Here is a 26370-nt window from a genome sequence, read left to right on the forward strand (position 1 = left end):
ATAACACTAATAGATAACTATTCCCACCCTGGGTTTTGGATTAATACGCCTTTACTTTTGTAAATTTCTGTACGGGGAATTGGGTATAAATTCTGTTTCTCTGTCCACGACTTTTGAAAACCAGCAGCTAAAACAAATGGTGTATAAGTAAATGAACCATTGGTGTTTCTGATTACTTCCATGCCTTTCATAGGCACAGCAATGGTTTGGGTTCCATTTTTCCAACGCATTATATCGTACCAGCGATGATCTTCAAAAGCAAGTTCAATTGCTCTTTCGTGTCTAAGTACGGTGCGCATTTCATCCTGAGTCATGTTGGCTTTTAATCCGTAAAGATTATCTGCACCAGGATCTATTCCTGCTCTTTTTCTTATTAATATTAGCTGATCGTAAACAGAGGCATCTGGTCCAACTGCTTCATTTTGAGCTTCAGCATAATTCAACATAATTTCACCATATCTGAAATAGATATAATTTAACAATGTTGTGCTACCCCCCACAGTTCGGTAAACTTCTGGCCAGTATTTTTTACAGTAATATCTGGTTGCAGTGTAAGTTATGGTTGTATTATAATCTAATGCTCCTGCTGGAGTAGACCACATTTGAATTCTACGGCCCTGCCACGGTCTGTCGTTGTATATTATATTTGCATAAAAACGTGGTTCTCTGTTTAGATATGGCTGTTGAGGATTGTAACCAGATGTTGGATCTGTTATCGCTTTTCCGTTTGCCATTTCATACATATCTACATGGTTTTGAGTAGGATTCATTTGTCCTTGTGCACCACCAGAACCTGGCGACATAGAGAAATCCTGCATCATTTCACCTGCTAATGGTGTATTTCCTTTAATTCTTATCATAATGTACTCAGGAGATGAAGGAACGTTTAACAAGTCTTCGTAAGAAGATTGCAGCGAATATCTTCCATCCATTAAAACAGCAGCTGCATCTGCTGCCGCTTTCCATTTTGCTTTATCTCCAGTAGCATTATTAAGCGGGCTGGCAGCATATAAGAGAACTCTTGCTTTTAGGGCCTGAGCAGCACCTTTTGTTGGTCGGCCATACATCGAAGCAGTGTAATCTGCATCGTTACCTAGTTTAGCAACCGCTATCTCTAAATCTGCTAGAAGGTATTTCGTAACTTCATCAAAAGAACTTCTTGGCAAATTAAGTTCATCATTTACTTCGTAAACCTTATCTACTATCGGTACTCCGCCAAATCTTTTTGTCAATTCAAAATAAGAAAGGGCTCTCAAAAATCTCATTTCGCCCTCTACCCTTACTGGATCGAAAATTGAAACTGTTGCTGGTGGTGCTGGAGGAACACTTGATAGTTTTGCCAGCATTTTCGTTTCAATTGCTATACCAGCATACATCAAATTCCATATGGCCCCAATATCATTTAGAGATGGACCAGTAGAATGTTCGTGATATAAACCTCTGTTTAAAGATGTAATTGAACCTTCAGAGTTACCTGAAACAGCTTCATCAGAAGCCTGAGACGTGCAACCACGATGATCATTAAATCGCACGTATTTATTAATTACATAATTATATGCATTATCGGCAAATTTAGCCGCTTGTGCGGGATCTGCAAATATCTGTTCTTCATTTAATGCTACTCCAGGTGTCCTTTCTAAAAAGTCCTTTTTACAAGAAACACTAGAAAGTATTAAAGTAAAGATGATTGTATATTTTAAATAGTTTTTCATGTTCTTAAAAAGTAAGATTTAAACCTAAGTTGTAAATTTTAGAGGTTGGATAAAGCGCTTGTAGTGGGAAAGCTGTATTTATCGTATTCACATTTTCGGGATCTATATAGAACTTGTATTTTGTCCAGGTGTAAAGATTTTGTCCTTGTAAGTAAATCCTTGCATTTGCTATTTTAATAGCCTCAGCCCATCTTTTTGGTAGAGTCCATGATAATTCGGCGTTTCTAATTTTTAAGTATGCAGAATTTTGTAACGTAAAATCATTTAGAGCATAATTTAACGATGCTGTACCTCGAGCGTGCAGTGCTGGCCACGTGGCAGTAGCAGCTGTTGCTGGGGTCCAGGCATCAAGCATAAACGGATACATTTGCTGTCCGTTATTTTGCTCATTTAAAATTACATTTGAGCTAACATTCGCTACGCCTTGAAATAAAATGGAAAATGAAAATCCTTTATAACTTAATCTTGGGCTAAAGCTGTAAACATACTCTGGTGTATTGCTATAGCCTATAGCTTTTTGATCGAGCGTAGTAATTTGTCCGTCTCCATCCAAATCTTTCATTTTCAAATCGCCTGGAATCGGACTAAAACCTTGCTGTTTTGGTGATGCAGCGATATCTGCGGCAGATTGATAAAAACCATCTGTAACGTAACCGAAAAACTGTCCAACGCGTGTTCCTTTTCTTACCGATGCTTCAGGCATTCCATCTGGCTCGTCGTTTTCAAGAATTTTATTTTTAGCAAAACTGATTTGAGCATTTAATCCAACGGTTAATTGTCCAAACTGTTTTTGGTAATCCATCTCAACCTCATACCCTTTGTTGTACACAATACCTTTATTTAACTTAGGGTAAGAGTGACCAAATAACGCAGAACCACTTAATGAATTGGTTAGGATATCACGACGAGTTTCATCAAATATATCCACATTCAGTTTTAAGGAATTTTTAAAGAAGATACTTTCTATTCCTAAATTTCGCTTTGTTCCTGTTTCCCAGGTTACCGCGTTATTTCCCAAGTTTGTGTCTCCGATAAAAAGTGTTGGAAAATTACTTATCGATAAAGGATTACCAAAGGGTGCCTGAGTATTTGCAGAATAACTTGTTAAATAGAGAAAACGTAAATCTGATATCTTATCGTTACCTACTAAACCATAACTACCTTTAATTTTAAAGTAATTTAAAATGTCGTTTTTCTTCCAGAATGGTTCATTGGTGAGTGCCCATGCTGCAGAAGCCGCTGGGAAAAAACCATACCTTAAACCTTTTGGAAAATTTTCTGAGCCGTTATAACCTGCGTTAAACTCAGCAAAATATCGTTCCTCATAATTATAGGCAACACGAGAAGCTAAACCTTGAACTGCTCTTGGCGGTGCGGTAAAAGCCGTTTCTCCAGTAGTTCGTACTAGTTGTCGAGTTCCTAATAATAAGCCAGTTACGCTGTGTTTACCGAAATGTCTATCATAATAAAAACCTGTTTGCAGGTTCATGTTGGTACTTCCCGAAGTTACCCCCCCACCTTGAACAGCACCAAGAGGCTCATCACGATTCCTCGTATCGGTTGATAAAGTTGAAGTTCCTGTTGCTGCATTATAAACATAAGCTGCCCAGTTTGCATTTCTTCGCTCAACGTTGTTATAGTAAGAATCGTAACCAAAGTTAGTTTTGAATGACAAACCTTTGGTAATAAAACCCAACTTATAATCAATATTAAAAGTACTTTCAATCGTATTTATATTATCGTTACGGGTACCAAAACGGGTTAGTATCGCGTAAGGATTCCAAATGTTGGTTCCAATATTTGGATTTGCCGTAATTCGGCCATCGGGCAATGTTACAGGATAAGCATAAGCTGGGACCTGTAAAATACGAGAAATCATCCCCTCAATCGTATCGTAAGAAAAAGCAGACGAGGATAGAAGACCAGCTGGCTGATAACGATCTGCAAATCGACCGCCTAATTTTAAACCAACAGTTAAATCTTTATTTAAATTAAAATCTAAATTTGATCTGAAATTATAACGATTGTAATTAGGAACCGTATTGATGCCATAAGGCGATTCAAATTTCTTAAATATACCATCTTGAAAAGAATAGCCTGCTGATACGAAGTATTTGGCAATTTTTGTTCCTCCGTTTATATTAATATTATGTTGAGTTTGGGTATAATATTTTTTGGTTAAATAATCGAACCACCTCACGTCAGGATGCCCAAGTGGATCAGAACCATCAGCAAACTTTTGTAAATCATCACTTGTAAAAAACGGTGCCTTCCCATCATTTGTATACGATTGGTTTAGCATAACCGCACTATCATAGGCTCCAGATCCAACAGCTAAACCAGTATAAGTTTGTTGGGCCAAGTTGCCTGTATAAGTAACCTTTGGCTTACCGATTTTACCCACTTTGGTGGTAATAACAATAATACCATTTGCACCTCTAATACCATAAATGGCGGTTGAAGCCGCATCTTTTAAAACTGTAATGGTTTCAATCTCATTCGGATCTACATCAGAAAAGCTTGGTCGCTCTATTCCATCAACCACTACAATTGCCGCATTGTTACTACCATAAGTAGCCACACCCCTCACTTTTAAAGATGCACCATCAGCCCCTGGCTGACCGCTTGTTTGCACCGCGATTAATCCAGGCAAACGTCCAATTAAGCTATTTGTTGGATTTGGTGTTGGCGATTTCATAATTTCCTCAGAATTTATTTGAGAAACAGCGCCTGTTAACGTAGATTTTTTCTGAACGCCATAGCCTACAACCATTACCTCTTCCAAGCCTTGGGTATCTTCTTCGAGACTTGTATTTATAGTTGTTTTACCTCCCGTTTGAAGTTCTTTTGTTGTATATCCGATACTTGCGAATACAATTGTTAAATTACCATTAGAAACACTTAAGGAAAATTTTCCATCCTCATTAGTAGCTGTGCCGTTTTGGGTTCCTTTAACCCTTACACTTACTCCAGGAATAGTTTCTCCTTTACTATCTCTTACTGTTCCTGTTAATGTTGTTTGTGCAAAAATTTCGGAACAATTAAAAAAAAGAAAAAATGCTAACGAATAAAGAATTTTCTTTCTTAAATCAAGCTGGTAGATAAAGAGAAGTTTTTCTTTAAAAATGTATAGTTTATCCATAATTAATTATATTGTTTATTTGGTTTTATTTTTCTGTTTTATAAATACCTGCATAGAGATTTCTTAGCAAAAAAAATGCAAAAAAATAGCCCCTTGCAGTTTATAACCGCATTTCTTTTGTTAAAGAATTTTAAGAAATCTGTTTTTTGTGCGCTAAAATTAAATCAATTGGTAGAGCCAAATGATGATGAATTTAACGGACTTTTTTTCTAGTGGGAAGTAGTGATTTGTGCATAGTTATTTGGTTAGTTGTGATTATTAATAACGAATGTATAAAACGGAGGATTATAAAATCACTCTTAAATGGCTAAAAACAACGAATACTCATTGCATATCTATTTCAAACGTTTGAAATAATTTCCAAAATTTTTCTTATCTATGCAATGGAGATTGGAAAAGAAGATGAATAATACGCCCGTTACGTTAAAATTTTTGGCAGAAAAGCTAAAAATGTCAGTATCAACAGTATCTAAAGCGCTTAATAACTACCCTACAATTAATGAATATACGAAGAAACGTGTTCAGGAAATGGCTCGCGATTTGCATTTTACGCCTAATAAATCGGCCATTAATTTAAAAGAACGTAAATCGAGAATTATAGGTATTATTCTTCCTAATTTATTAGACCATTTTTTTACCCGAAGTATTTATGGCGTTGAACAATTTGCTATGCAGCATGGGTACAACGTTATCATTGGGCAATCTCACGATGATTTAGAGAAAGAAATTCAATTGGCCAATATGCTTTTAAAAAGTAGGGTTGATGGGTTGATTGTAGCAATTTCGAAGAACACCCAAGATTTTTCTCACTTCGATCAGTTTGAGCAAATTGGTTTGCCTGTTGTTTATTATACCCGTAACCCAAGTTTTAACTTAAACTGTCATAAAGTTTTAGGAAATACTTTTCAAGGATGTTACCAGGCTACAAAGTTTTTAATAGATAGAGGCCACAAAAAAATTGCTTATTTAGGTGGGCCAAAAATGATCAACTTTACACACGATCGGTTTAATGGTTATATTAATGCCTTAAAAGATAATAATGTTTCTTTTGATGCCACTTTAGTTGCGTACACAGATTTTGATAAGGAAAATACAATAACAGCCATTAAAAACTTATTTGCCGATCAAAGCAATATGCCTACGGCTTTGGTTGCTTTTAAAGAGCCTATATTATTTGATGCTGTGAAATACCTGAGAAGTATTAATCACCCAAAATTTAATGAGTTTGAATGCGTTGGTTTTGGAAACAATTCGTTTATCAGCTATTTGGATTCCCCCCCTATTGCATCGATAGAAGAAAATCCTGAATCAGTTGGTGAAAATGCCATTAATCTGCTTCTAAAATTAATTAATAAGGAAATTGACATGGAAAATTATCAAAAAATAATGGTTGATTGCAAACTAGTTATTCACGATTCGAACTAAACTTTACGGAAAGTTTTTGTCATCGCAGCAAATTAGCCCTATCTTGCAAACTTAATGGCACTATATTTTACATCTATAAATTCTGGAAGCAACGGTAATTGTTATTACATTGGTAATAAAGAAGAAGCTGTTTTAGTTGATGTTGGTTTATCTTGCAAAGAAGTAGAAAAAAGGATGGCAAGACTTGGTTTAAGTCTTCAGAAAGTCAAAGCTATTTTTATTTCGCACGAACATAGCGACCACATCAGAGGTTTAGCTGTATTATCAAAAAAATACAACCTTCCAGTTTACATTACCACAAACACTTTAAAAAGCAGTAAACTGGTTTTAAATACAGATAATGTTTTCACATTTACACATCTCGAAACCATTAGCATTGGACAATTAAAGGTCTGCGCTTTTTCGAAATTTCATGATGCGGCAGATCCATTTAGCTTTACCGTTGAATATAAGAATACAAGAGTTGGAATTTTCACTGATATAGGATCGGTTTGCGATAGGTTAATCTCGCAATTTAAAAATTGCCATGCAGCATTTTTAGAGGCAAATTATGATACCGATATGCTGGAAAACGGACGATATCCCTATCACTTAAAAAGAAGGATTACAAGTGGAAAAGGACATCTTTCGAACAAGCAAGCTTTAGAGTTATTTCTTAACCATAAGCCAGATTACATGAGCCATCTTTTACTCAGTCATTTATCAAAAGATAATAATGACCCTGTTTTGGTAGAAAAGTTATTTAAAGACGTTGCCGATAAAACTTTTGTAACAGTAGCCTCTCGTTATAACGAAAGCGATATCTATTTCACAGCTCATCAAACTGATACAATAAACGAATATAACTTCGACCCACTACTTTACAAACCTACACAACTTAATCTATTTTAAATTGAAAAATACCAAGTATTAGGTATTGTTTTAGCCTCATTATTTATAGAGGTTTGTTTCGTTAGAAATAAATCAACGGGACGATTTAAAATTAACATCAAAAAAGGGATTAATTAATTTTAATCTCTTTTTTTTGAAACAAATTTATTTCTTGATGGTTATATTAAAACTTCATAAATAGTTTGTTTGGTTTATTGGGGCTTATGGATTTAAGCCCCTTTCTCTTTTCTACGCAACCATATATTTATATCTAAACTAAAACATTTAATAGTTTGCTAGAATCAGTCCCAAACTGTGTATAATTAAACCATTGTAAAACTGAAATATGAATATTCCTTGTTTTAATATTTAGTGAATGTAATCGTTACAATTAGTCTGATATTTTATATAAAATATGCATACGATTTCATTATATTTGAAATGTATTTAAATACAACCAAACAAACGATTAATTACCAAATAGACCTAAGTTGTTTCATAAACAGCAACAATTATCCTATTTTTTAAAAAACAAAAGCTATCATTTATTTGATAATTTTTGATGTGAATTTAAGTCGACAACTCTCGATCATGACTAACAAAAAAAACAATTCAAGCCATCCAGTCGGGCAACTTGCACGAACTTTTTTCTATACTTCTGCAATAATCAGCCTATCATTATCTGACATGGTTTTGAGAAAAAATTAAATAAAATATGTTAAATTTAATAGTAGTCATATTATGCTATTAAATTGCAAAATACAGTAATCATCATTTTTTTATTATAAAGCTTTATTATTTAAGCTATTGCAATATTTAAAAATATGTTTTCAACCCAAAAAGACGCATCGGAAAGCGACATTATCATAATGCTTAATACCTTAATCTACAATACTGTTGAGCAGTATGGTAACGAGGTTGCCGTAAGCTTTAATGGTATCTCAATTTCTTATGATCAATTAAATAAAAAAGCTAACCAACTTGCTCGTTTTTTAATTCAGAAAAACATTAAACCGAATGATAGGCTAGCATTATCTACGGAGCGTTCAATAAATACAATCATTTCTTTACTCGCTATTATTAAAACTGGGAGTGCCTACGTACCTGTAGATTTAAGCTATCCAAAAGACAGAGCAAATTTTGTACTCGCTAATTCTGAAGCAAAATTCTTTTTAATATCGAGCAAAAACGTTTCAAAATTTGATGATTCAGACTGCGAAACTTTAATAATAGAAGACATCTTAAATTATTCAAAAGACTTATCGGATGAAAATTTAGATGTAAAAACAGAAAAAGACAGCCTAATTTATATTTTACATACTTCTGGTACCACTGGTATACCGAAAGGTGTTTGCATGGGACAAATGGCAATGGTTAACTTATTGCTATGGCAAAAGGAAAAATCGATAGCCGTCCCTAAAACTAAAACTTTACAATTTTCTCCTCTTAGTTTCGATGTTTCGTTTCAAGAGATTTTCGCTACTTTAACAACTGGCGGTCATTTAGTTCTTATCTCAGAAGATTTAAGATTAGATGCTTACATGCTTTTAAATTTAATTAAAGAACAAGAAGTAAACAGAATATTTCTTCCGTTTGTTGCCTTGCAATCTATTACAGAAAGTGCAATTGCAAATGATATTTTTCCCTCATCGCTAAAAGAGGTAATGACTGCAGGCGAGCAGTTAAAAGTTACGCCTCAGGTGATTAGCTTTTTCACAAAAATACCAGGTTTAATATTATATAATCAATATGGGCCTACTGAAGCACATGTTGTAACTGAGCTTAAGCTTACTGGAAATCCTTCTGAATGGCCAAATCTGCCAAACATTGGCAAAGCCATTTACAATACTAAGATCTTAATTCTCGACGAAAACTTAGAAGAACTACCCAGCGGACAAATTGGCGAACTTTGCATTAGTGGTGTTTGCTTAGCAAACGGCTATTTAAATTCGGCAGAAATGACTGCCGAAAAATTTGTGTTTATACCAGAATCGAATACCAGAATATACAAAACTGGCGATCTTGCTTTAATTCTTCCTGATGGGAATATCGAATTTTTAGGAAGAAGAGATCTTCAAATTAAAATTAGAGGTTACAGAGTTGAACTTGGAGAAATCGAAGTTGCTTTAGCTCAACAAAAAGACATAAAACAGGTTGCTGTTGTTTTAAGAGAGGATTTACCAGGAAGAAAGGTTTTGGTAGCTTACTTAATCGGCGAAAAGGAGAACTATGAAGGAAATAAACTTCGTGAGTTAATGGCAAAATCTTTACCAGATTATATGCTTCCTGATGCATTTGTGTGGTTATCAGAATTCCCTAAAACAACAAGTGGAAAAGTTGATCGCAAGTTGCTCCCAAAACCAGATAGTAAAAGACCTGAATCGAACGTAATCTTTAAAAAACCATCAACCCAAAAAGAAATTGAAATTGAAAAAGTTTTAAAAAACATTTTCGGTTATGATAAAATTGGCGTAAATGATAATTTCTTTGAATTGGGTGGCAACTCTTTACTGGCTCAAAAAACCGTAGCCGAATTAAAGTCTTCATTTAACTATAGTTTACCTGTTACCAGGCTTTATCAATTTCCAACCATATCTGGAATAGCACAATACCTTGATAAAGTTAATTCTAAACAAAAAACAAGCAACACTAAAAGCACATCCACTACTACAAAAGATGTAGCGATAATTGGTATGTCGGGCAGGTTTCCTGGTGCCGATACGATTGAAGAGTTTTGGAGTCTTCTTTCTGAAGGTCGCGAAACCACAACATTTTTTTCTGAATGCGATTTAGACAAAAGCATACCCGACGAATTGAAAAATGATTCGAATTATGTTAAAGCAAGAGGAATTATAAATGATGCAGATAAATTTGATCCTGCTTTTTTCGGAATAAATGCAAAGCTTGCCGAACTAATGGATCCACAGCAACGTGTATTTCTAGAAGTTTCTCATGAGCTTTTAGAAAAAACAGGATATCTATCTTCTAAACACAAATCTAAAATTGGCGTATACGCAGGCAATGGAAATAATACCTATTACGAAAACAATGTTTTGGGTCATCCAACCTTAATTAATAATCAAGGTAAAACGCAGGTTTTATCTGTTAATGATAAAGATTACCTCGCTTCGAGAACTGCTTATCACTTAAATTTAAAAGGTCCTGCTGTAAGCGTAAATTCTGCGTGTTCAACTTCTCTTTTAGCTGTTGCTACAGCGGTAAATAGTTTACGTGCAAATCAATGTGAAATTGCCATAGCGGGTGGAGCTAGTATTACTGCACCTATAAATAGCGGCCACATTTATCAGGAAGGCAGCATGTTAAGTGCCGATGGCCATTGTACACCATTTGATGATAATGCAACAGGAACGGTTTTTAGCGATGGTGTTGGCGCTGTTTTATTAAAGCGACTTGATGATGCTTTAAATGATGGTGATAAAATTTATGCCATTATAAAGGGTGTTGGAATTAATAATGATGGTTTTGGCAAAGGTAGTTTCTCTGCTCCAAGTACGGAGGGACAAGCGGGCGCTATAAGTGATGCAATTGCAGATGCGGGAGTAGAACCTTCTGAAATTAGCTACATTGAAGCACACGGAACAGGCACGCCTATTGGCGATCCAATTGAATTTGAAGGCTTAGTTGAAGCATTCGGCCCACAGGATAAAAATAATTTTTGTGCTATAGGTTCAGTTAAAAGTAATTTTGGCCATTTAACGCATGCCGCTGGTGTAGCAGGTTTAATAAAAACATGTCTGGCTTTACAGCACAAAAAACTTCCAGCATCTTTAGGTTACACTAAACCAAATCGCAATATTGATTTTAAAAACAGTCCATTTTATGTTAACAATACTTTTTCTGCCTGGGAAACCGATAACAAAAGAATTGCAGGCGTAAGCTCTTTTGGCGTTGGCGGAACAAATGTTCATGTAGTGCTCGAAGAATATGATAATATTATCGAAGAACCTGCAGAAAAAATGCCTGCTGAGCTTATTACTTGGTCGGCGAACTCAGAAAGCAGCAGAGAAAATTATGCAACAGCGCTTAATGTTTATTTAGATAAAAATCCTGATGCAGAACTCTCAGATATTTCTTATACCCTGCAAAAAACCAGAAACGATTATCGATACCGCAGGTTTTTAGTTGCTGATTCAGCTAATCAGTTTAAAGAATTACTAGAACAATCGAATGTAATAAACGATAATACACTTAATGAATTACCGAGCGAATTGGTTTTCACTTTTCCTGGGCAAGGTGCACAATACTTAAACATGGGTTTCGAACTTTATAAGCAGGAACCTGTTTATAAAGCTGCAATTGATGAGTGTGCTGGTATATTGAAAAAGTATATCGATACCGATATCAGAGCGATAATCTATGTAGAAAATACCTCTGAAGAAGCAAGTAATATCTTAAAAGATACGAAATATACTCAACCAGCCCTCTTTGTAACTGAATATGCTTTGGCTAAGCTTTGGATAAGTTGGGGAATTAACCCAACCATGTTATGCGGTCATAGTGTCGGAGAATATGTTGCAGCCCAGCTTGCAGGAATTTTTTCTTTAGAAGACAGTTTAAAATTAGTTGCTAACCGAGGTAGGTTAATCAGCGGATTACCTTCGGGTGCTATGCTTTCGGTACGAGAGAAAAGTGAAATTGTTGCGGATTTATTATTTGGTGATTTATCAATAGCAGCAATCAACAGTCCGAGGGTTTGTGTAGTAGCTGGACCTTTTGATCAAATCGAAGAATTTATAAAGCTTTTAGATAAAGCTGAAATTGCTAATAAGCAACTATTTACGAGTCATGCTTTTCATTCGAGCATGATGGATCCAATATTAGATGATTTTAGAAAAATTGTTTCGGAAGTAAAATTATTCTCCCCTGCTCTACCTATAATTTCTACCGTTACTGGAAAAATTTTAACTAACGAAGAAGCAACCGATACTGATTATTGGACGTTACAGTTACGAAAAACAGTTTTATTCTCTAAAGCAATAGAAAATATTATTGATGGAGATTTACCATTATTTTTAGAGATTGGACCAGGCAATGTAACTGCTACTCTAATTAAACAAATTGCCGCTGTTAAGGCAACTAAAGTAACTTCGGTATCGAGCTTAGCGACTAAAGAGCACGAATACAGTTCATTGCTAAACGCATTGGGTACAATATGGGTTAATGGAATTAGTCCGAATTGGGATGATTTTTATGCAAACCAAAACCGAAGAATTGTAGATTTACCAGGATATCAATTTGATAAAAAGAGATATTGGGTAAGTGCTGTAACCTCGAAACCAACTGAAACAGAAGTTGTACCAGAACAAACCAAACAAAGTATACCATTAAATATTATTGTGATGAGAAAAAATAACCTGACAGAAAAAGTTAAGCAAATATTAGAAGATGCTTCAGGTATTGAAATGAGCAATATTGATCCGAAAAGAAATTTTCTTGAATTAGGACTAGATTCATTATTATTAACTCAAGTTGCTATTTCATTAAAAAGAGAATTTAATTTACCTATTACATTTAGAAAGTTAAACGAAGAATACTCTTCTATAGATACTCTAGTTGATTACTTAGATACAAATACACCTGCTGATGCAATACAAGAGCAACAATATGTAGCTCAAGCAGTTACACAACAACCTCTTGTTGCACCACAAGCTGTTCAATATATACAACAAAACGTAGCTTCAATGCCTGTTAATGATAGTGCACTTAGTTTAATTGCGCAGCAGTTAGAAATTCTATCTAAACAAGTTATGCTTATGCAAGGTGGTGCACCTGTATCTATCCAACCTACACGGGTACAAGCAGTTGCTACGAATAATACTGCAAAAACACCAGAGTTAAATAAAACTTCGGATAATAGTCTATCTGCAGAAGAAAAAGCAGAAATTCAAAAACCTTTTGGTGCCACTCCTAAAATTGAACGTCAATCTTCGGATTTGAATCAAAAACAAACAGATTTTATTAGCAATTTAGTTGAACGCTACAACAAAAAAACCTCTAAAAGTAAAGAATATACCAAAAACAGCCGTTCTTATATGGCAGATCCGAGAGTTGTTTCGGGTTTCAGACCTGCAACTAAAGAACTTATTTATCCGATCGTTATAAATAAATCGAACGGTAGCAAGTTGTGGGATATCGATGGCAACGAATATATTGATGCTTTAAATGGCTTTGGATCTAGCATGTTAGGTTACCAACCTGAAGTTATAAAGGCAGCAATGCACGAACAAATTGATAAAGGCTACGAAGTGGGCCCTCAACATGAATTGGCTGCAGAAGTTAGCAAGCTAATTTGTGAATTTACGGGTTTTGATAGAGCAGCGCTTTGTAGCACTGGTTCTGAAGCTGTTTTAGGTTGCATTAGGATAGCAAGAACAGTAACAGCCCGATCGCTTATTGTAGCATTTACAGGCTCCTATCATGGTATTATTGATGAAGTTTTGGTTAGAGGAACAAAAAAACTAAAATCATTCCCAGCAGCAGCAGGAATTATGCCTGAAGCTGTGCAAAATATACTCGTTTTAGATTACGGAACTGATGAATCTTTAGCAATAATTAAAGAAAGAGCAGACGAAATTGCAGCTGTTTTAGTTGAGCCTGTACAAAGTAGACGACCAGAATTTGTTCCAATAGAATTTTTAAAGAAAGTAAGAACAATTACTGCTGAGGCGGGTATTGCATTAATTTTTGACGAAGTAATTACGGGATTTAGAATGCATCCAGGCGGCGCTCAAGCTCTATTTGGAATTAAAGCCGACTTAGCTTCTTATGGTAAAGTTATTGGTGCAGGCGTGCCAATTGGTGTAATTGCTGGTACCAGCCATTTCATGGATGCGTTGGATGGTGGAAATTGGGATTATGGCGATAACTCATATCCAGAAATTGGCGTAACCTATTTTGCAGGAACATTCGTACGCCATCCTCTCGCTTTGGCATCGGCAAAAGCATCACTTAATTACATGAAAGAAAAAGGTCCTGCTTTACAGCAAGAGCTAAACGAAAAAGGCGCTTATTTAAGTAAGGGTATAAATGATGCTTTCGAAAAAAGACAACTTCCTATATATGTGGCTAATTACGGCTCGCTTTGGAAAGTTAAATATCATGAAGAAATTCCGTACAGCGAATTAATGTTTGCTTTAATGCGAGAAAAAGGCATTCATGTTTTAGATGGTTTTCCTTGTTTTATAACAGAAACACTAACTTATCAGGATATTGATAAAATTATCAATTGCTTTACTGAAAGTATGGATGAGATGATTGAAGCAAGTTTTTTCCCTTCGCTAAATCAAACTAATAATAATTATGTTGCAAGTGATGTAGTTGTTGATGGAAATAATCCTCCTGTAAAGGGTGCTAAGTTGGGAAAAGATAAAGAGGGAAATCCTGCTTGGTTTGTTCAAGATCCTAACCAGGAAGGAAAATATCTGCAAGTTAAACTTACGTAAAAGTGTTTATGACAGAGGCTAACTTTATTGAGGTTGATTATAATCCTTTCGAAGAAGGAAAGGAAATTGAGAAGGTTATTACATTAAATGAATCGCAAAAGGAAATTTGGCTATCGTGTGTCATAGGTGGCAACCCTGCAAGTTTAGCATATAACGAATCTGTTTCGCTACAATTAAGTGGTAGATTTAATTTAAGAGCATTTCAAGAGGCAGTTAAGCTCGTTACGGCTCGTCACGAAGCATTAAGGGCTAATGTTTCTAAAGATGGCGAAAATTTAATCGTATATAATCAGGTAGATAACGACATTATTTTTGCTGATTTTTCGGATATCGATCAATCATTAATTAATGCAAAACTTAAAGACTTTATAACCGAAGAAATCGGTATACCTTTCAACCTTTATGATGGTGCACTTTTTAAAATATTCGTTCATAAACTTAACGAGGAAACGCACTATTTTACTATTATCATCCATCACATTATTGGAGATGGCTGGTCGTTAGGAATTATTCTGGAAGATTTAAGTAATTGCTATAACATTTCACTTAGCGGACTAAATTCTACGCTTGTTTTACCAGATCAAATCAGTAAATATGCGTTGGAGCAGGTTATTTTTAGTAAAACTGATGAATATTTTGAAACGCAACAATTTTGGTTAAATCAATACAAAGATGATATTCCAGTTTTGGATATGCCTTTAGATTTTAGCAGACCAACAACCAGAACTTACGAAGGCAAAAGGAATGATTACATTGTAGATAGTGCATTATACGATTCCGTTAAAAATCTATCTGTTAAAGCTAAAAGCAGTGTTGTATCAACATTAATTGCGGCGTTCGAAGTATTTTTATACAACCAAACAGGGCAAGAAGAAATTGTATTAGGTTTACCATCGGCTGGGCAATTGGCATCCGAAAATTTAAATTTGGTTGGCCACTGCGTAAATTTATTACCACTTCGCAGTAAAATCGATCCAAATGCTTCATTTTTAGATTATTTACTGAAACGAAAAAACGAAATTTTAGATACATACGATCATCAAAGATTAACGTTTAGTGAATTACTTAAAAAGCTTAATATAAAAAGGAACAAAGCAAATATTCCTTTAGTGCCTGTAGTTTTTAATGTTGATAAAGGAATGGACGATGCTGTTAATTTCTCTGGCTTAACACATAAAATCATTTCTAACCCAAGGGTTTGCCAAACTTTCGAAATTTCGTTGAATGTAAATGGATCAAAAGATTCGATGATTTTTGAATGGGCTTATAACACTCAGCTTTTTAAATCTGAAACGATAAATAGAATGATGGGCGATTTCGTTTCATTATTATCAAAAATATCTTCAAATCCTCAGGTCTTAATAAGTGATACGCAATCTCACCTTAACCCCTTTCCCGAAATAACGCCTGCTCATTGCAATTATCCTAAAGAAAAAACAATTGTTGATTTAATTAACGACAAAGTTGGCGAATTTCCAAATCAAACGGCAGTTGTTTTTGAAGGGAAATCTTTATCGTATGAACAGCTTAATATCCAATCGAATCAGTTAGCAAATTACTTAATTGATGCTGGTGTAAAAAAAGATACGTTAATTCCAATTTGTATAAACCCATCTTTAGAAACTGTTGTTGGTATTCTTGGAATTATAAAAACTGGTGCGGCGTATGTTCCTATAGATCCTGAATACCCATCGCAACGGATAAAATTTTTAACTGATGAATCGAAGAGTGACTTTGTTATTACCGATAAAGCAAGCCATAAAAAAATATACGAATCTTTTAATGGCAATATAATTTGCTTGGATGATATTAATCATCAGGTTTGGCAGGCAAAAAAAGAAAAGCCACCAATTTCTATAAATTCAGATGCTTTAATTTACGTTATTTATACCTCTGGATCTACTGGAAACCCGAAAGGTGTTATGATTCCACATAGCGCAATTGTAGATTATTTATTTGGTTTAAAAGCAAAATTAACGAAGTTAGAAAGCTGTAAGAGTTTTGCTTTAGGTTCTGCTATTTCAACTGATTTAGGTAACACAACACTTTTTAGTGCTTTAACCTTAGGTTCTTCACTACATCTTTTTGCTAAAGACAGATTTAATAATCCAGAATACATTCACGAATATTTTAATCAAAATGAGATAGATTTTTTAAAAATCGTTCCCTCTCATTGGAAATTTTTAAACTACAAAAGCAAACTTCTCACCGCTTGTAAAATTTTAATGTTTGGTGGCGAGGCTTTACCAGCAGAATATATAAAACAGATTAAAGCGCTAAATGCATCGTGTGAAATTGTAAATCATTATGGGCCAACAGAAACAACAATAGGAAAATTAGTACATCTGGTAGATAAAGATTACGATTATCCTGTTATTATACCTATTGGAAAACCTTTTTCAAATACATCAGTTCACATTTTAAACAAAAACTTAAAATATTGCCCAGTAGGCGTTCCTGGAGAATTGCATATCGGCGGAGACGGGCTTGCTAAAGGGTATCTAAATAACGAAGAATTAACTCAAAAATCGTTCATTCAAAATCCTAACACCAATTTAGAAGACAGTAGAATTTATAAAACAGGCGATTTGGTTAAATGGTTGCCTGATGGCAATATATTATATTTAGGCAGAATTGATGATCAGGTAAAAATACGAGGCAATCGTATCGAACTAGGTGAAATACAGAATATTTTACAAAAGCACCCAAACGTTAAACAATCGGCTGTATTAACCACCGATTCGGATGGCGAAGAGAAAAAACTAATTGCTTATTTGGTTACTGAAAATGCACTTGATAAAGAAAATATAATTTCTTTTCTAAGAAGCCAGTTACCAGAATATATGATTCCTAGAATATTAATTGAGTTAGATAATATACCACTAACATCTAACGGTAAAGTTGATAGAAAGGCGCTTCCGCAATATGATGTTAGTGAACTAGTTGATAAAAATACTTTTATTGAACCAGAAAACAAAGAGCAGGAACTTATAGCAAAAATATGGGCAGAAAGTTTAGAGCTAAATCAAGTAAGTATTACCGATGATTTTTTTGAGCTCGGCGGGCATTCTATGATTGCAATTAAAGTAATGGTTGAGGTTGAAAAACAAACTGGGCTACGTTTACCGCTTGCCATTTTATTTGACAATTCTACTGTCGAAAAATTCGCATTACAATTAAACAAATCAAAACACGAAATAACTTGGGATTCGTTAATTCCAATTAAAAAATCTGGAAACAAACCTCCGCTATACATCATTCACGGACAAGGAATGAATATTATCATTTTTAAAAGCCTTGCGGGAGTAGTTGATAAAAATCAACCAATATATGGTGTTCAGCCAAAAGGATTAAACCCTGATGAAGAGCCATTTACCACCATTGAGGAAATTGCAAGTGGTTATATTCAAGAAATTTTAAAAGAAAATCCAAATGGCCCATATTTAATCATGGGTTACTCTTCGGGCGGAGTTATCGCTCTAGAAATGGCAGATCAGCTCCAAAAAGCAGGTAAAAATGTTTCCTTTTTAGGCTTGCTTGATACTTATTACGATGGAGACAGTTATACAAAACTGATGAAAGACGGTAATTTTTCAGCAATTTTTAGCCATATTTTTAAAACCGTTGGCTCAGCTTTTTTATATCTATCTAAATATCCGAAGGCATACATAGATCATAATATCAGCTTTACACTTGGATCGATGTATAATTTTTATAAAAAATTCAATCCAATTAAAGCAGATTTATCTAATCCAAAATATGTGTTAGATAAGATTCAGAAGACTCATGAAATTGCCTTAAATAATTACAAGCTTAAAAAGTATGATGTAAATGTTCATCTTTTTAGAGCCAATGATAAAAAAATGAATTATGTACCAAATATGGATAGTAACGGTTGGTCGCCATATATAGGTAAAGAATTAAACATAGTTGATATTCCTTTAGAACATTTGCAGTTTTTTGATCCAAAGCACGTACATATCTTTTCACAAAAGCTACAAGAAGTTCTTAATGGCATTCAAAAATAATTTTGCTGCATTAAATTGAATAACTTGATAACCGATAATATTATTTGGGAAGACTATTATGGCGAGAAAATGCTGGCAACAGATTGTATTCACGTTTTTAAAATTTCGATTAATGCATATAACGAAATAGAAAAATCCAGTAAAGAAGTTCTTCAAGCTGATGAATTACAAAAAGCTGAAAAGTTTAGGCAATACGACGACAAAAGAAGGTTTATTGTTGGAAAATTCTTTTCTAAAATGTTATTATCGAAGCAAGCGGGCTTAAATGCATCTGATATTATTTTTTCTTTTAATGAAAATAAGAAGCCATGTTTTAAAAATTACCATTTTAATATTAGTCATAGCGGTAATTTTATAGTCATCATTTTAGGTCCTTTACCAGTTGGTGTAGATATCGAATTGATTAAAGAAAATTTTGATTTCAAATCATTACTACCTGAGTGCTTTAATAAAACAGAGATTAATAAAATAAATAATATAACCGACTTTTATACTTTTTGGACTAAAAAAGAAGCACTTTTAAAAGCGACTGGAGAAGGTTTAGTAGATAACCTAAATTCTATCGATTGTTCTGAGGAATTTGTAACAAGATTTGATTCACTTTACAAACTGATTAGTCATCAAATAGAAGATAATTATCTGTTAAGTTTAGCTACAACAAACTTAAATAATCAACATAAATACTGGGATTGGAAATTTTAAAAATTAAAAGAAAATCATTTAAAATAGCTAGTTATCTCACTAAATAGCATATCGTTAAGACAAATTTTATAATTATAATTGTATTCTAAAATAACCATTAATCCCCATGGAGATTCAAAGAGTTGACAACATTTCTCATCAGGAATTTATAAAAGAATTTTATGAACCTGGCATACCTGTAGTTTTCAAAAATGCCGCCAGTGTATGGAAAGCCAAAGGCTTATTTACGCCCGATTGGTTTAGAGCAAATTACGGAGATAGAAGGCTAGAAAAAGGAGGACAAACATACACCATGAAAGAGGTAATGGATTTAGTTGAAGCCAGTACAGAAAGTAACCCCGCTCCTTACCCTTTAAAATATAATATTTCAAAAGAATTACCAGAGTTATTGCCTCTTATAGATCCATTGAACTTAAATTATGCGCTTCCTAATTGGTTGGAAAGTAAATGGTTTAAGAAAGGGTACTGGGGAAGTGCAACCGAACTTTTTATTGGTGGGCCAGGTGGTAAATTTCCCTATCTACATCTTGATTACTATCACTTAAATGCCTGGATTACACAATTATATGGCGATAAGCAATTTACAGTATTTCCAAGAGGGCAAGAAGAATTTCTTTATCCAAAAGCTGATGATCCTTGGCGATCTGAAGTGAATATTTTTGAACCCGACTACGAGAAATTTCCTTTATATAAAAATGCGACCCCAATAAATTTTACTGTTGGTGCAGGCGAAACTTTGTTTATTCCTTTTGGAACCTGGCATTCGGCATATTCTTTAACGGCTACAATTTCAGTTGCTTTTGACCAATTAAATGCTAAAAACTATAAACCATTTTTAAAAGATGTTTGGGACTTTAGACGGCGTGAAAGTTTAATGAGAGCTGTAGTTATGCACGGTTACGCTTGGGTTGGTTGCCAAATGGGCGATAGCCTAAAATAATAACATCTAATCTTTTGTATGACTTAAAGCTTATAAAGCTCAATCATAAAAAGTAAAAAAATTAAATCTCTTGTTAGAATATTGACTTTAATCTCATCAATGTTCTAGTAATCATTCTAAATATTATGAAGGCTATAAAGGAAATTGCAAAAAAAATAATCAAATTCCATCCTCAATCAGATGTAAAACCACTCAAAAATTTAGTTCATATAGGTTCAGAACATCATGGCTATAAAGTTCCTGATGGTTTTCTGAATAAACATTCGATCTGCTATTGTATTGGAGCGGGTGAGGATATCTCATTCGATACAGAACTCAAAGTTTTATACGATTCGAAGATTTTCATATTCGATCCGATGCCAGAGGGCATAAACTATTTTATTAAGCTTAAAGAATTCGTTGCCAGAGGCGAAACCTTCGGCGTATTTGACGATGAAAACTTTATGTATCGTGCAAACATTAAACAATTAGATGAGATTACGTACGTTAACAGAGGTGTTTGGGATGAAAATACGATCTTGAAATTTTACGCTCCTCAGCTGGACAACTATATTTCTCATTCTGTTTATCTTTTTCAGGATTCAGGAGAGTATATAGAAGCACCAGTAGACCGCTTATCAAATTTCATGAAAGAATTTAAACACAATACTGTTGATTTAGTGAAAATTGAAATTGAAGGTGCGGAATATACAGTGATTGATACGATCGTTAAAGATAAGCTTGATATTAAAATAATTTGCATAGAATTTGATGAAGTTTACCACGCAAAAGGCTTATCTCATAAGATGAGAATTAAAAAATCTTGTAACCAGCTTTTAAAAGCAGGCTATGTTTTAGTTCATTCTACTTACATGATGAAACGAACATTTGTTAGAAAAGATGTTTATGAATTATTAAAATCGAAAGAGTAAACTTATAATCGAAATAATTAAAAAACGATTAGGATTTTCTTTGTGATTTTTCCCAGGCTGCACTTTGATTTTTACGATAAAAACGAATAATTCCTGCAACTACTGCATAGTTCATTACACAAAAATAATATGGGATAAAGAATGCCTTTATCCTGATATTTTTTCTCTCGAAGAACATTCCTAATAGGCTTAATATATAAAATAAAATTTGCGCTGTAAACAAAGTTTTATAGAAAAAAACATCGGTTTTATAAGCAATAATTCCATTAAGTACTAATGCAGCGATAAGTAGAAAAGGTGTAACAGTCCACCTTAAAACCCTATGCGATATGTATTGAAATGTTAATAAGGGATAGTAAAAAGGATTGGCAGCTTTTTTAAGCCTTAATATAGATTGTATCCCTCCTGCTGCAATTCTAACTTTTCTTTTTAGTTCTTCCTTTGTATTAGCCGAAGCTGTTTCCATCGCATAAGCTTCTGGCTCATAAGCTATTAAATATCCCTTTTCAGCTATTCTCATTGCAATCATATGGTCATCGATAATAGTATCGCTTTCAACAGGTTGGTAGAGCTCTGTTCTAATACTAAACAACTCTCCAGCTGCTCCCACATTAGAATATAATTCGTAATCCCACTTCTTTAACAACGATTCGTATTTCCAGTAAAAACCTTCACCTGCAGAACTTGCGTCGGCAAGTTCCTCTACCATAATTCTTTTCTCCCCAGCTACGGCCCCTACTTTCTCATTTTGATAATGCTTTACTAATTCTTTAATGGCTGATTTATTAAGGAAAGTATTTGCATCAGTAAACACGATAATCTCATTAGTTACAGATGGCATTGCTCTTTTAATGGCAGCCATTTTACCTGTTCTTAAATCTTTATGAAGCAATAAGACATCTTGATAAGCGGCAATTTTATTTGGAGTAGAATCGGAAGAACCATCTGTAATAACAATTATTTGAGTTTTATCTTTCGGGTAATCCAACTCAAGTGTATTTGTAATTTTTTCCTCTATTATATTTTCTTCGTTATATGCAGCTATTAATACAGTTACGGTTGGTAGTTCTGCACTATCGCTAAATAAATAATTCTTTTTAAAGATTCTTTTTATTCGCACCAAAAAAAACAATAAAAAACCATATCCTACAAATGTGTAGATAATTATGAATAAAGAAATCCAGAAAGCTATAATCATTGGGATGTTTTAAATTTTAAAACCTAAGTTTTTACTGTTTTTAGAATTTTTAAAATTCCAAAACAGTCCCCTAAAGGTCCATTTTACTAAATCTTTTCTACCTTTTAAGAACTGTGTAATTACCTGTTTACTACAGGCTATGAAAATATAATAAATACTAAATATAAGCGTATTAAAGGCCGAAGTATTTCTTCTTATAAATAACATTCGATTGCGGGTCATAAAATAAGTTTTAATAGCACTTTCTTTGCCAACACTAATCGATTCTTTGTGATAAATTTTAGTTTTGCCTGTAAACCAAATCTTTTTACCAGCCTTTTTAAATCTTTCGCACCAATCTAATTCTTCGTAATACAGAAAAAACTCCTCTGCCATTAAGCCAACTGTTTCAAGATCAGTTTTTCTACACATCATTGCCGCACCATGGCAATATCCAGTTTCACTACTGTCTAAACTATACTGTCCCTTATCAATTTCCATAAAACCTATTGCGCTGTTTCTGCTAGTTTTATAATTCATGTTTGTAAAACCAGCATATTGAATGGTATCAGGTTTATCAAAATATAAAATTAAAGGAGAAACTATGCCGATTTCAGGATTTTCTTCCATTTCAGAAACTAATGAATCAATTAGGTTAGCGGTAATTTCGGTATCGTTGTTTAGCAGCAATAAATATTTGCCAGTTGCTTTCTTAATACCAAGATTATTTCCACCAGCAAAGCCTAAATTTTCTTCCGATCGGATATAAATCAGTTCAGGCAAAATCTGTTTGTATTCTTGCTCATATTGTTCTCTGCTTCCATTATCAACAAGAATAACTTCAACTTTAGAACTTGAGGGATAGGCTTTAATTGATTTTAAAAAATCAATATTAACCTGATGTTGATTGAAATTAACAGTGATGATTGAGACCGAGTTCATTTATATGTAAAAGTAGTAATCCAATTCTATAGTTCTGCATATACACGAGATAAATCTCTCTAGTTATGCACATTCATAAAATGGAATTGAATTCGAGTATTTTATCGTTGAGGTATTAAATTATGGATTCTTTATTGTTGCAGGAGGGTAAAGTGTGTAAGCAAATGGATTTGGTACAGGACTTTTATACGGGCTGTATTGGCCCAAATATCTAACAACTTTGCTTTCATCCATTTTATTTATAAAGAAATCGGTCGATAATAAATAATATTTAATCAGTTCTTTAAGATGATTAGATTTTTCCCAGTTGATATTGAGATAATACATTGTTTTGAATTTTAATCTCGAAACTGCATCATTGCTATTTTTAAAATAATCATCTACATACTTAATTACGCTTCCTGGCTCTAGCTTAAGGTAGGATAGTTCTTTTTCTATTAACAATACGGCAAACTTTTTAACTGATCCAGAAACAAAATAAACCGATGCTGGAATTATTACAGCTCCAGTTGTTACGCCTGTTAAAAATAAAAATTTTCTGCGGTTCATGCTTAAAATGTCTTATCTGCTGCTAATAAAGATAATGCTGAAAGTGTTAACGTAGGATTTGATGCGCTATAAGTAGTAAATGCTCCAGCTCCTAAAACCATTAAATTTCTGTATTTATGATGCATAAGATGTTTATCAACCACACCAAGTAGCGGGTCGCTGCTCATTCTCGTACCACCAATAATATGCCCTTCATTCGGAAAAGGCTCTAAGTACTCTAGTTTTTCAACTGGAAGGCAAGATAAAATGCCTGGAAGTTTCTCCTTCATATTTTCAATTGCCTTTAAAGTATAAGGAGATCTTTCTACATGATGCACATCAGGAACTAATTTATTAGAAGTTTTGTTTACATAATTAACATCTAACGGAACATCTTCAAATAATAATCTAATACTTGCAATGTTTAAATACTTTCCTCTTTCTAAACGTATGTAATAAGGCGCATTACTTACCTCCATTAAGCAAGCTGCGTAATCTTTTCTGTGTTCCCCATCATACAACATGTATCCGTTAGCATTAACCCAGGTACTTCCGCCCACGTTACTCATTCCATCCAGGTAAATCAACACTTGCATGCCAAGTTGCTCACCTACTCCTTTTCCCAACAGGCTCGATGTATCTCCAGAATTTAAAAGTATATTTGAATTAAAGAATGGATTTGCGCCTAAAACAATTAATTCGCCACCAATACTTTTTTCTTTTCCATCTTGAATAAAGTAAACTTTCTTTACAACGCTATTCGCGATTTCTAAACTATAAACCTGAGCACCATAGACTAATTCTACTCGTTCATCTTCATAAACGCCTATCTTAGAATTTTCTATTGTAAACTTTGCATTAACTGGACATGTATCGCAGGTGCTCGAAGTCATACACTGATTTCGGCCTTCGGTTGCTCTACTTGCTCTTGCCGTAGGCTGACTGATGTATTTGTTGCCATAAGTTTTATGCAGAATTTTATCTACCAAACTAAACTCATGTGGTGGTAAAGGATATTTTCCAGTTCTTGGAAATGGCGTTCCTTCTGGCCCCGATACGTGCATTAACTCTTCAGCTTCGTAATAGTATTGATCTAAATCATTATAATCTATTGGCCAATCCTGTTCGATACCATATAAAGATTTCATTTTAAAATCAGTTGGCATAAAACGCGGTGTACAACCCCACCAACAATTAGAGCAGCCTCCTAAACCTGTTGTAAAAGGCCATTTTTTATAAGGGCTTAAATTATTGATGGCCTTTTCCCACGGCTCTTCATATTTTTGATATGCTGATTCCTCTCCTCTTTTTGTTTTTAAACGTTCTTCGTGAGGATAAAAATGTCCGCGCTCTAAAACAAGTACATTCTTATCATTACCAACTTTTGAGAGATATTTCTTTAAAAAAAAACTCGAGGCAAAGCCTGTCCCCACAACTACTAAATCATAAAAATCTCTTTTCATCGCAATAATTTAAGATTTATGATTTAATAATTATTTGCATTTTTCAAAAACCAATGTAACCATGGAATATCGATAAACATCAGCGTACATAATAATGCTGTAAATAATACCAGATAGAGCATAAACCATTTTCTTGTGTAAAGTTTTTCTGACCCCTGAACAGGAGAATCATTTAATAATCCAATTTTTAAATACCATGAAAATAGCAAAGCAAAAAATGGAAAACTAACCAGTAATTCTATTCTATCTTTTACCAGAAAAATACCCATAAAGAAGGCACAGGTAATTGCGTAAAAAAACATAGATACTAGAAGGCTGTTTTCGGTATAAACCTTAAATGATTTTCGATATAAGCCTGCAACATGAGGATTGTCGATTAGCCTAAATTCGGCAAAACGTTTGGTCGCCATTAAAAACGCACCGCCCATCCAATAAGCAATAATAATACTAACTGGCGGAAAAGTGTTTATCCAGTTTAAATCCCATTTACTATTTGGAATACCTAAAGCTGGACTAAAAATAAACCAACCAGCGGCAAATCTTATTGGGTTATTTATAGATTCTGTTAGTACATCCATAAAAACTCTATCCTTACTTCTAAATGGCCTAACATTGTACATTACGCCCATAAATAAGAGAAAAGCAGCTACGAATAAAAACTTTATAGATACTAAAAATGCGCATGACAAGCCAATAACTGCCAGTATTGCGTATTCGGTATATACTATTTTTGGATTTACAATTGAAACTACCGAAGAGCGTTTGTTTTTTAAAGGATGAAATTTATCGAAACTGGCATCTAAATATTCGTTAATAACATAATTTGCTGATGCAACCAGACAAATACTAATTAAGCCAAAAACAATCTTAAATATAAGTGCTCCATTAAACGGAGTATGGAATATAGATAATGCAAATAGCATTCCAGGAACCATAAAAAGGTTTTTAACCCAGTTGTCTGGGCGAGCTATAGCAATATATTCTTTAATTTTAGCTGGTCTCAGCTCGGTTTGGGATGTGTTATCTGATGATAAGGGATCATTAGGTAACGTAATTTTGTCTATCAT

Annotated in this window: 14 protein-coding genes; 7 read left to right on the forward strand and 7 right to left on the reverse strand. The window is 34.0% G+C overall.

Annotation, left to right across the window (positions count from 1 at the left end; all coding sequences use genetic code 11):
• Positions 1 to 17: 17 nt before the first annotated feature.
• Both ABD692_RS00345 and ABD692_RS00350 read right to left on the reverse strand, forming a co-directional pair.
• Positions 18 to 1712 (reverse strand): RagB/SusD family nutrient uptake outer membrane protein, encoded by a 1695-nt coding sequence (locus ABD692_RS00345; RefSeq protein ID WP_344764054.1) that lies wholly within the window; start codon positions 1710 to 1712, stop codon positions 18 to 20.
• 4 nt (positions 1713 to 1716) lie between these two features.
• A complete protein-coding gene (locus tag ABD692_RS00350; RefSeq protein ID WP_344764056.1) occupies positions 1717 to 4854 on the reverse strand; it encodes a SusC/RagA family TonB-linked outer membrane protein in 3138 nt (1045 codons plus the stop codon).
• Positions 4855 to 5256: 402 nt separating this feature from the next.
• Here ABD692_RS00350 and ABD692_RS00355 point away from each other — a divergent pair, with 402 nt between their 5' ends.
• The 7 genes from ABD692_RS00355 to ABD692_RS00385 all read left to right on the forward strand — a co-directional run bounded on the left by ABD692_RS00355 (position 5257) and on the right by ABD692_RS00385 (position 21193).
• Positions 5257 to 6279: a LacI family DNA-binding transcriptional regulator gene (locus ABD692_RS00355; RefSeq protein ID WP_344764545.1), complete on the forward strand. Its 1023-nt coding sequence runs from the start codon at positions 5257 to 5259 to the stop codon at positions 6277 to 6279.
• Between the two features lie 54 nt (positions 6280 to 6333).
• Positions 6334 to 7170: an MBL fold metallo-hydrolase gene (locus tag ABD692_RS00360; protein ID WP_344764058.1), complete on the forward strand. Its 837-nt coding sequence runs from the start codon at positions 6334 to 6336 to the stop codon at positions 7168 to 7170.
• Positions 7171 to 7973: 803 nt separating this feature from the next.
• The gene (locus tag ABD692_RS00365; RefSeq protein ID WP_344764060.1) at positions 7974 to 14612 is read left to right on the forward strand and encodes an amino acid adenylation domain-containing protein; all 6639 of its coding nucleotides are present in this window, start codon (positions 7974 to 7976) and stop codon (positions 14610 to 14612) included.
• 8 nt (positions 14613 to 14620) lie between these two features.
• Positions 14621 to 18640, forward strand: coding sequence for a non-ribosomal peptide synthetase (locus ABD692_RS00370; RefSeq protein WP_316758684.1), 4020 nt, complete (start codon positions 14621 to 14623; stop codon positions 18638 to 18640).
• A 24-nt stretch (positions 18641 to 18664) separates the two neighbouring features.
• Entirely contained in the window at positions 18665 to 19342 is a 678-nt protein-coding gene (locus tag ABD692_RS00375; RefSeq protein ID WP_316758683.1) for a 4'-phosphopantetheinyl transferase family protein, read from the forward strand.
• A gap of 106 nt (positions 19343 to 19448) precedes the next feature.
• Positions 19449 to 20282, forward strand: a complete 834-nt coding sequence (locus tag ABD692_RS00380) for a cupin-like domain-containing protein (RefSeq protein ID WP_344764062.1) — start codon at positions 19449 to 19451, stop codon at positions 20280 to 20282.
• A 125-nt stretch (positions 20283 to 20407) separates the two neighbouring features.
• Complete coding sequence (locus tag ABD692_RS00385) at positions 20408 to 21193, forward strand: FkbM family methyltransferase (protein WP_344764064.1); 786 nt, start codon at positions 20408 to 20410, stop codon at positions 21191 to 21193.
• Between the two features lie 28 nt (positions 21194 to 21221).
• On the opposite strand, the gene ABD692_RS00390 is transcribed toward ABD692_RS00385, so the two are convergent.
• The 5 genes from ABD692_RS00390 to ABD692_RS00410 all read right to left on the reverse strand — a co-directional run bounded on the left by ABD692_RS00390 (position 21222) and on the right by ABD692_RS00410 (position 26370).
• On the reverse strand, positions 21222 to 22391 hold the full coding sequence (locus ABD692_RS00390; RefSeq protein ID WP_344764066.1) for a glycosyltransferase family 2 protein: 1170 nt from the start codon (positions 22389 to 22391) through the stop codon (positions 21222 to 21224).
• A gap of 9 nt (positions 22392 to 22400) precedes the next feature.
• A complete protein-coding gene (locus ABD692_RS00395) occupies positions 22401 to 23312 on the reverse strand; it encodes a glycosyltransferase family 2 protein (RefSeq protein ID WP_316758678.1) in 912 nt (303 codons plus the stop codon).
• A gap of 120 nt (positions 23313 to 23432) precedes the next feature.
• Positions 23433 to 23861 carry a hypothetical protein gene (locus ABD692_RS00400; RefSeq protein WP_316758675.1) on the reverse strand — a complete coding sequence of 143 codons (429 nt, stop codon included), beginning with the start codon at positions 23859 to 23861 and terminating at the stop codon, positions 23433 to 23435.
• A 2-nt stretch (positions 23862 to 23863) separates the two neighbouring features.
• Entirely contained in the window at positions 23864 to 25303 is a 1440-nt protein-coding gene (locus ABD692_RS00405) for a GMC oxidoreductase (RefSeq protein WP_344764069.1), read from the reverse strand.
• A 23-nt stretch (positions 25304 to 25326) separates the two neighbouring features.
• The gene (locus ABD692_RS00410) at positions 25327 to 26370 is read right to left on the reverse strand and encodes a UbiA prenyltransferase family protein (protein WP_316758671.1); all 1044 of its coding nucleotides are present in this window, start codon (positions 26368 to 26370) and stop codon (positions 25327 to 25329) included.

The sequence above is a fragment of the Pedobacter ginsengiterrae genome, assembly GCF_039537385.1.
Classification (GTDB): domain Bacteria; phylum Bacteroidota; class Bacteroidia; order Sphingobacteriales; family Sphingobacteriaceae; genus Pedobacter; species Pedobacter ginsengiterrae.

Coding starts and splice junctions, on each gene's coding strand:
- ABD692_RS00345 (WP_344764054.1), bottom strand. CDS start 1,712: ATGAAAAACTATTTAAAATATACAATCATCTTTACTTTAATACTTTCT.
- ABD692_RS00350 (WP_344764056.1), bottom strand. CDS start 4,854: ATGGATAAACTATACATTTTTAAAGAAAAACTTCTCTTTATCTACCAG.
- ABD692_RS00355 (WP_344764545.1), top strand. CDS start 5,257: ATGAATAATACGCCCGTTACGTTAAAATTTTTGGCAGAAAAGCTAAAA.
- ABD692_RS00360 (WP_344764058.1), top strand. CDS start 6,334: ATGGCACTATATTTTACATCTATAAATTCTGGAAGCAACGGTAATTGT.
- ABD692_RS00365 (WP_344764060.1), top strand. CDS start 7,974: ATGTTTTCAACCCAAAAAGACGCATCGGAAAGCGACATTATCATAATG.
- ABD692_RS00370 (WP_316758684.1), top strand. CDS start 14,621: ATGACAGAGGCTAACTTTATTGAGGTTGATTATAATCCTTTCGAAGAA.
- ABD692_RS00380 (WP_344764062.1), top strand. CDS start 19,449: ATGGAGATTCAAAGAGTTGACAACATTTCTCATCAGGAATTTATAAAA.
- ABD692_RS00385 (WP_344764064.1), top strand. CDS start 20,408: ATGAAGGCTATAAAGGAAATTGCAAAAAAAATAATCAAATTCCATCCT.
- ABD692_RS00390 (WP_344764066.1), bottom strand. CDS start 22,391: ATGATTATAGCTTTCTGGATTTCTTTATTCATAATTATCTACACATTT.
- ABD692_RS00395 (WP_316758678.1), bottom strand. CDS start 23,312: ATGAACTCGGTCTCAATCATCACTGTTAATTTCAATCAACATCAGGTT.
- ABD692_RS00400 (WP_316758675.1), bottom strand. CDS start 23,861: ATGAACCGCAGAAAATTTTTATTTTTAACAGGCGTAACAACTGGAGCT.
- ABD692_RS00405 (WP_344764069.1), bottom strand. CDS start 25,303: ATGAAAAGAGATTTTTATGATTTAGTAGTTGTGGGGACAGGCTTTGCC.
- ABD692_RS00410 (WP_316758671.1), bottom strand. CDS start 26,370: ATGATAGACAAAATTACGTTACCTAATGATCCCTTATCATCAGATAAC.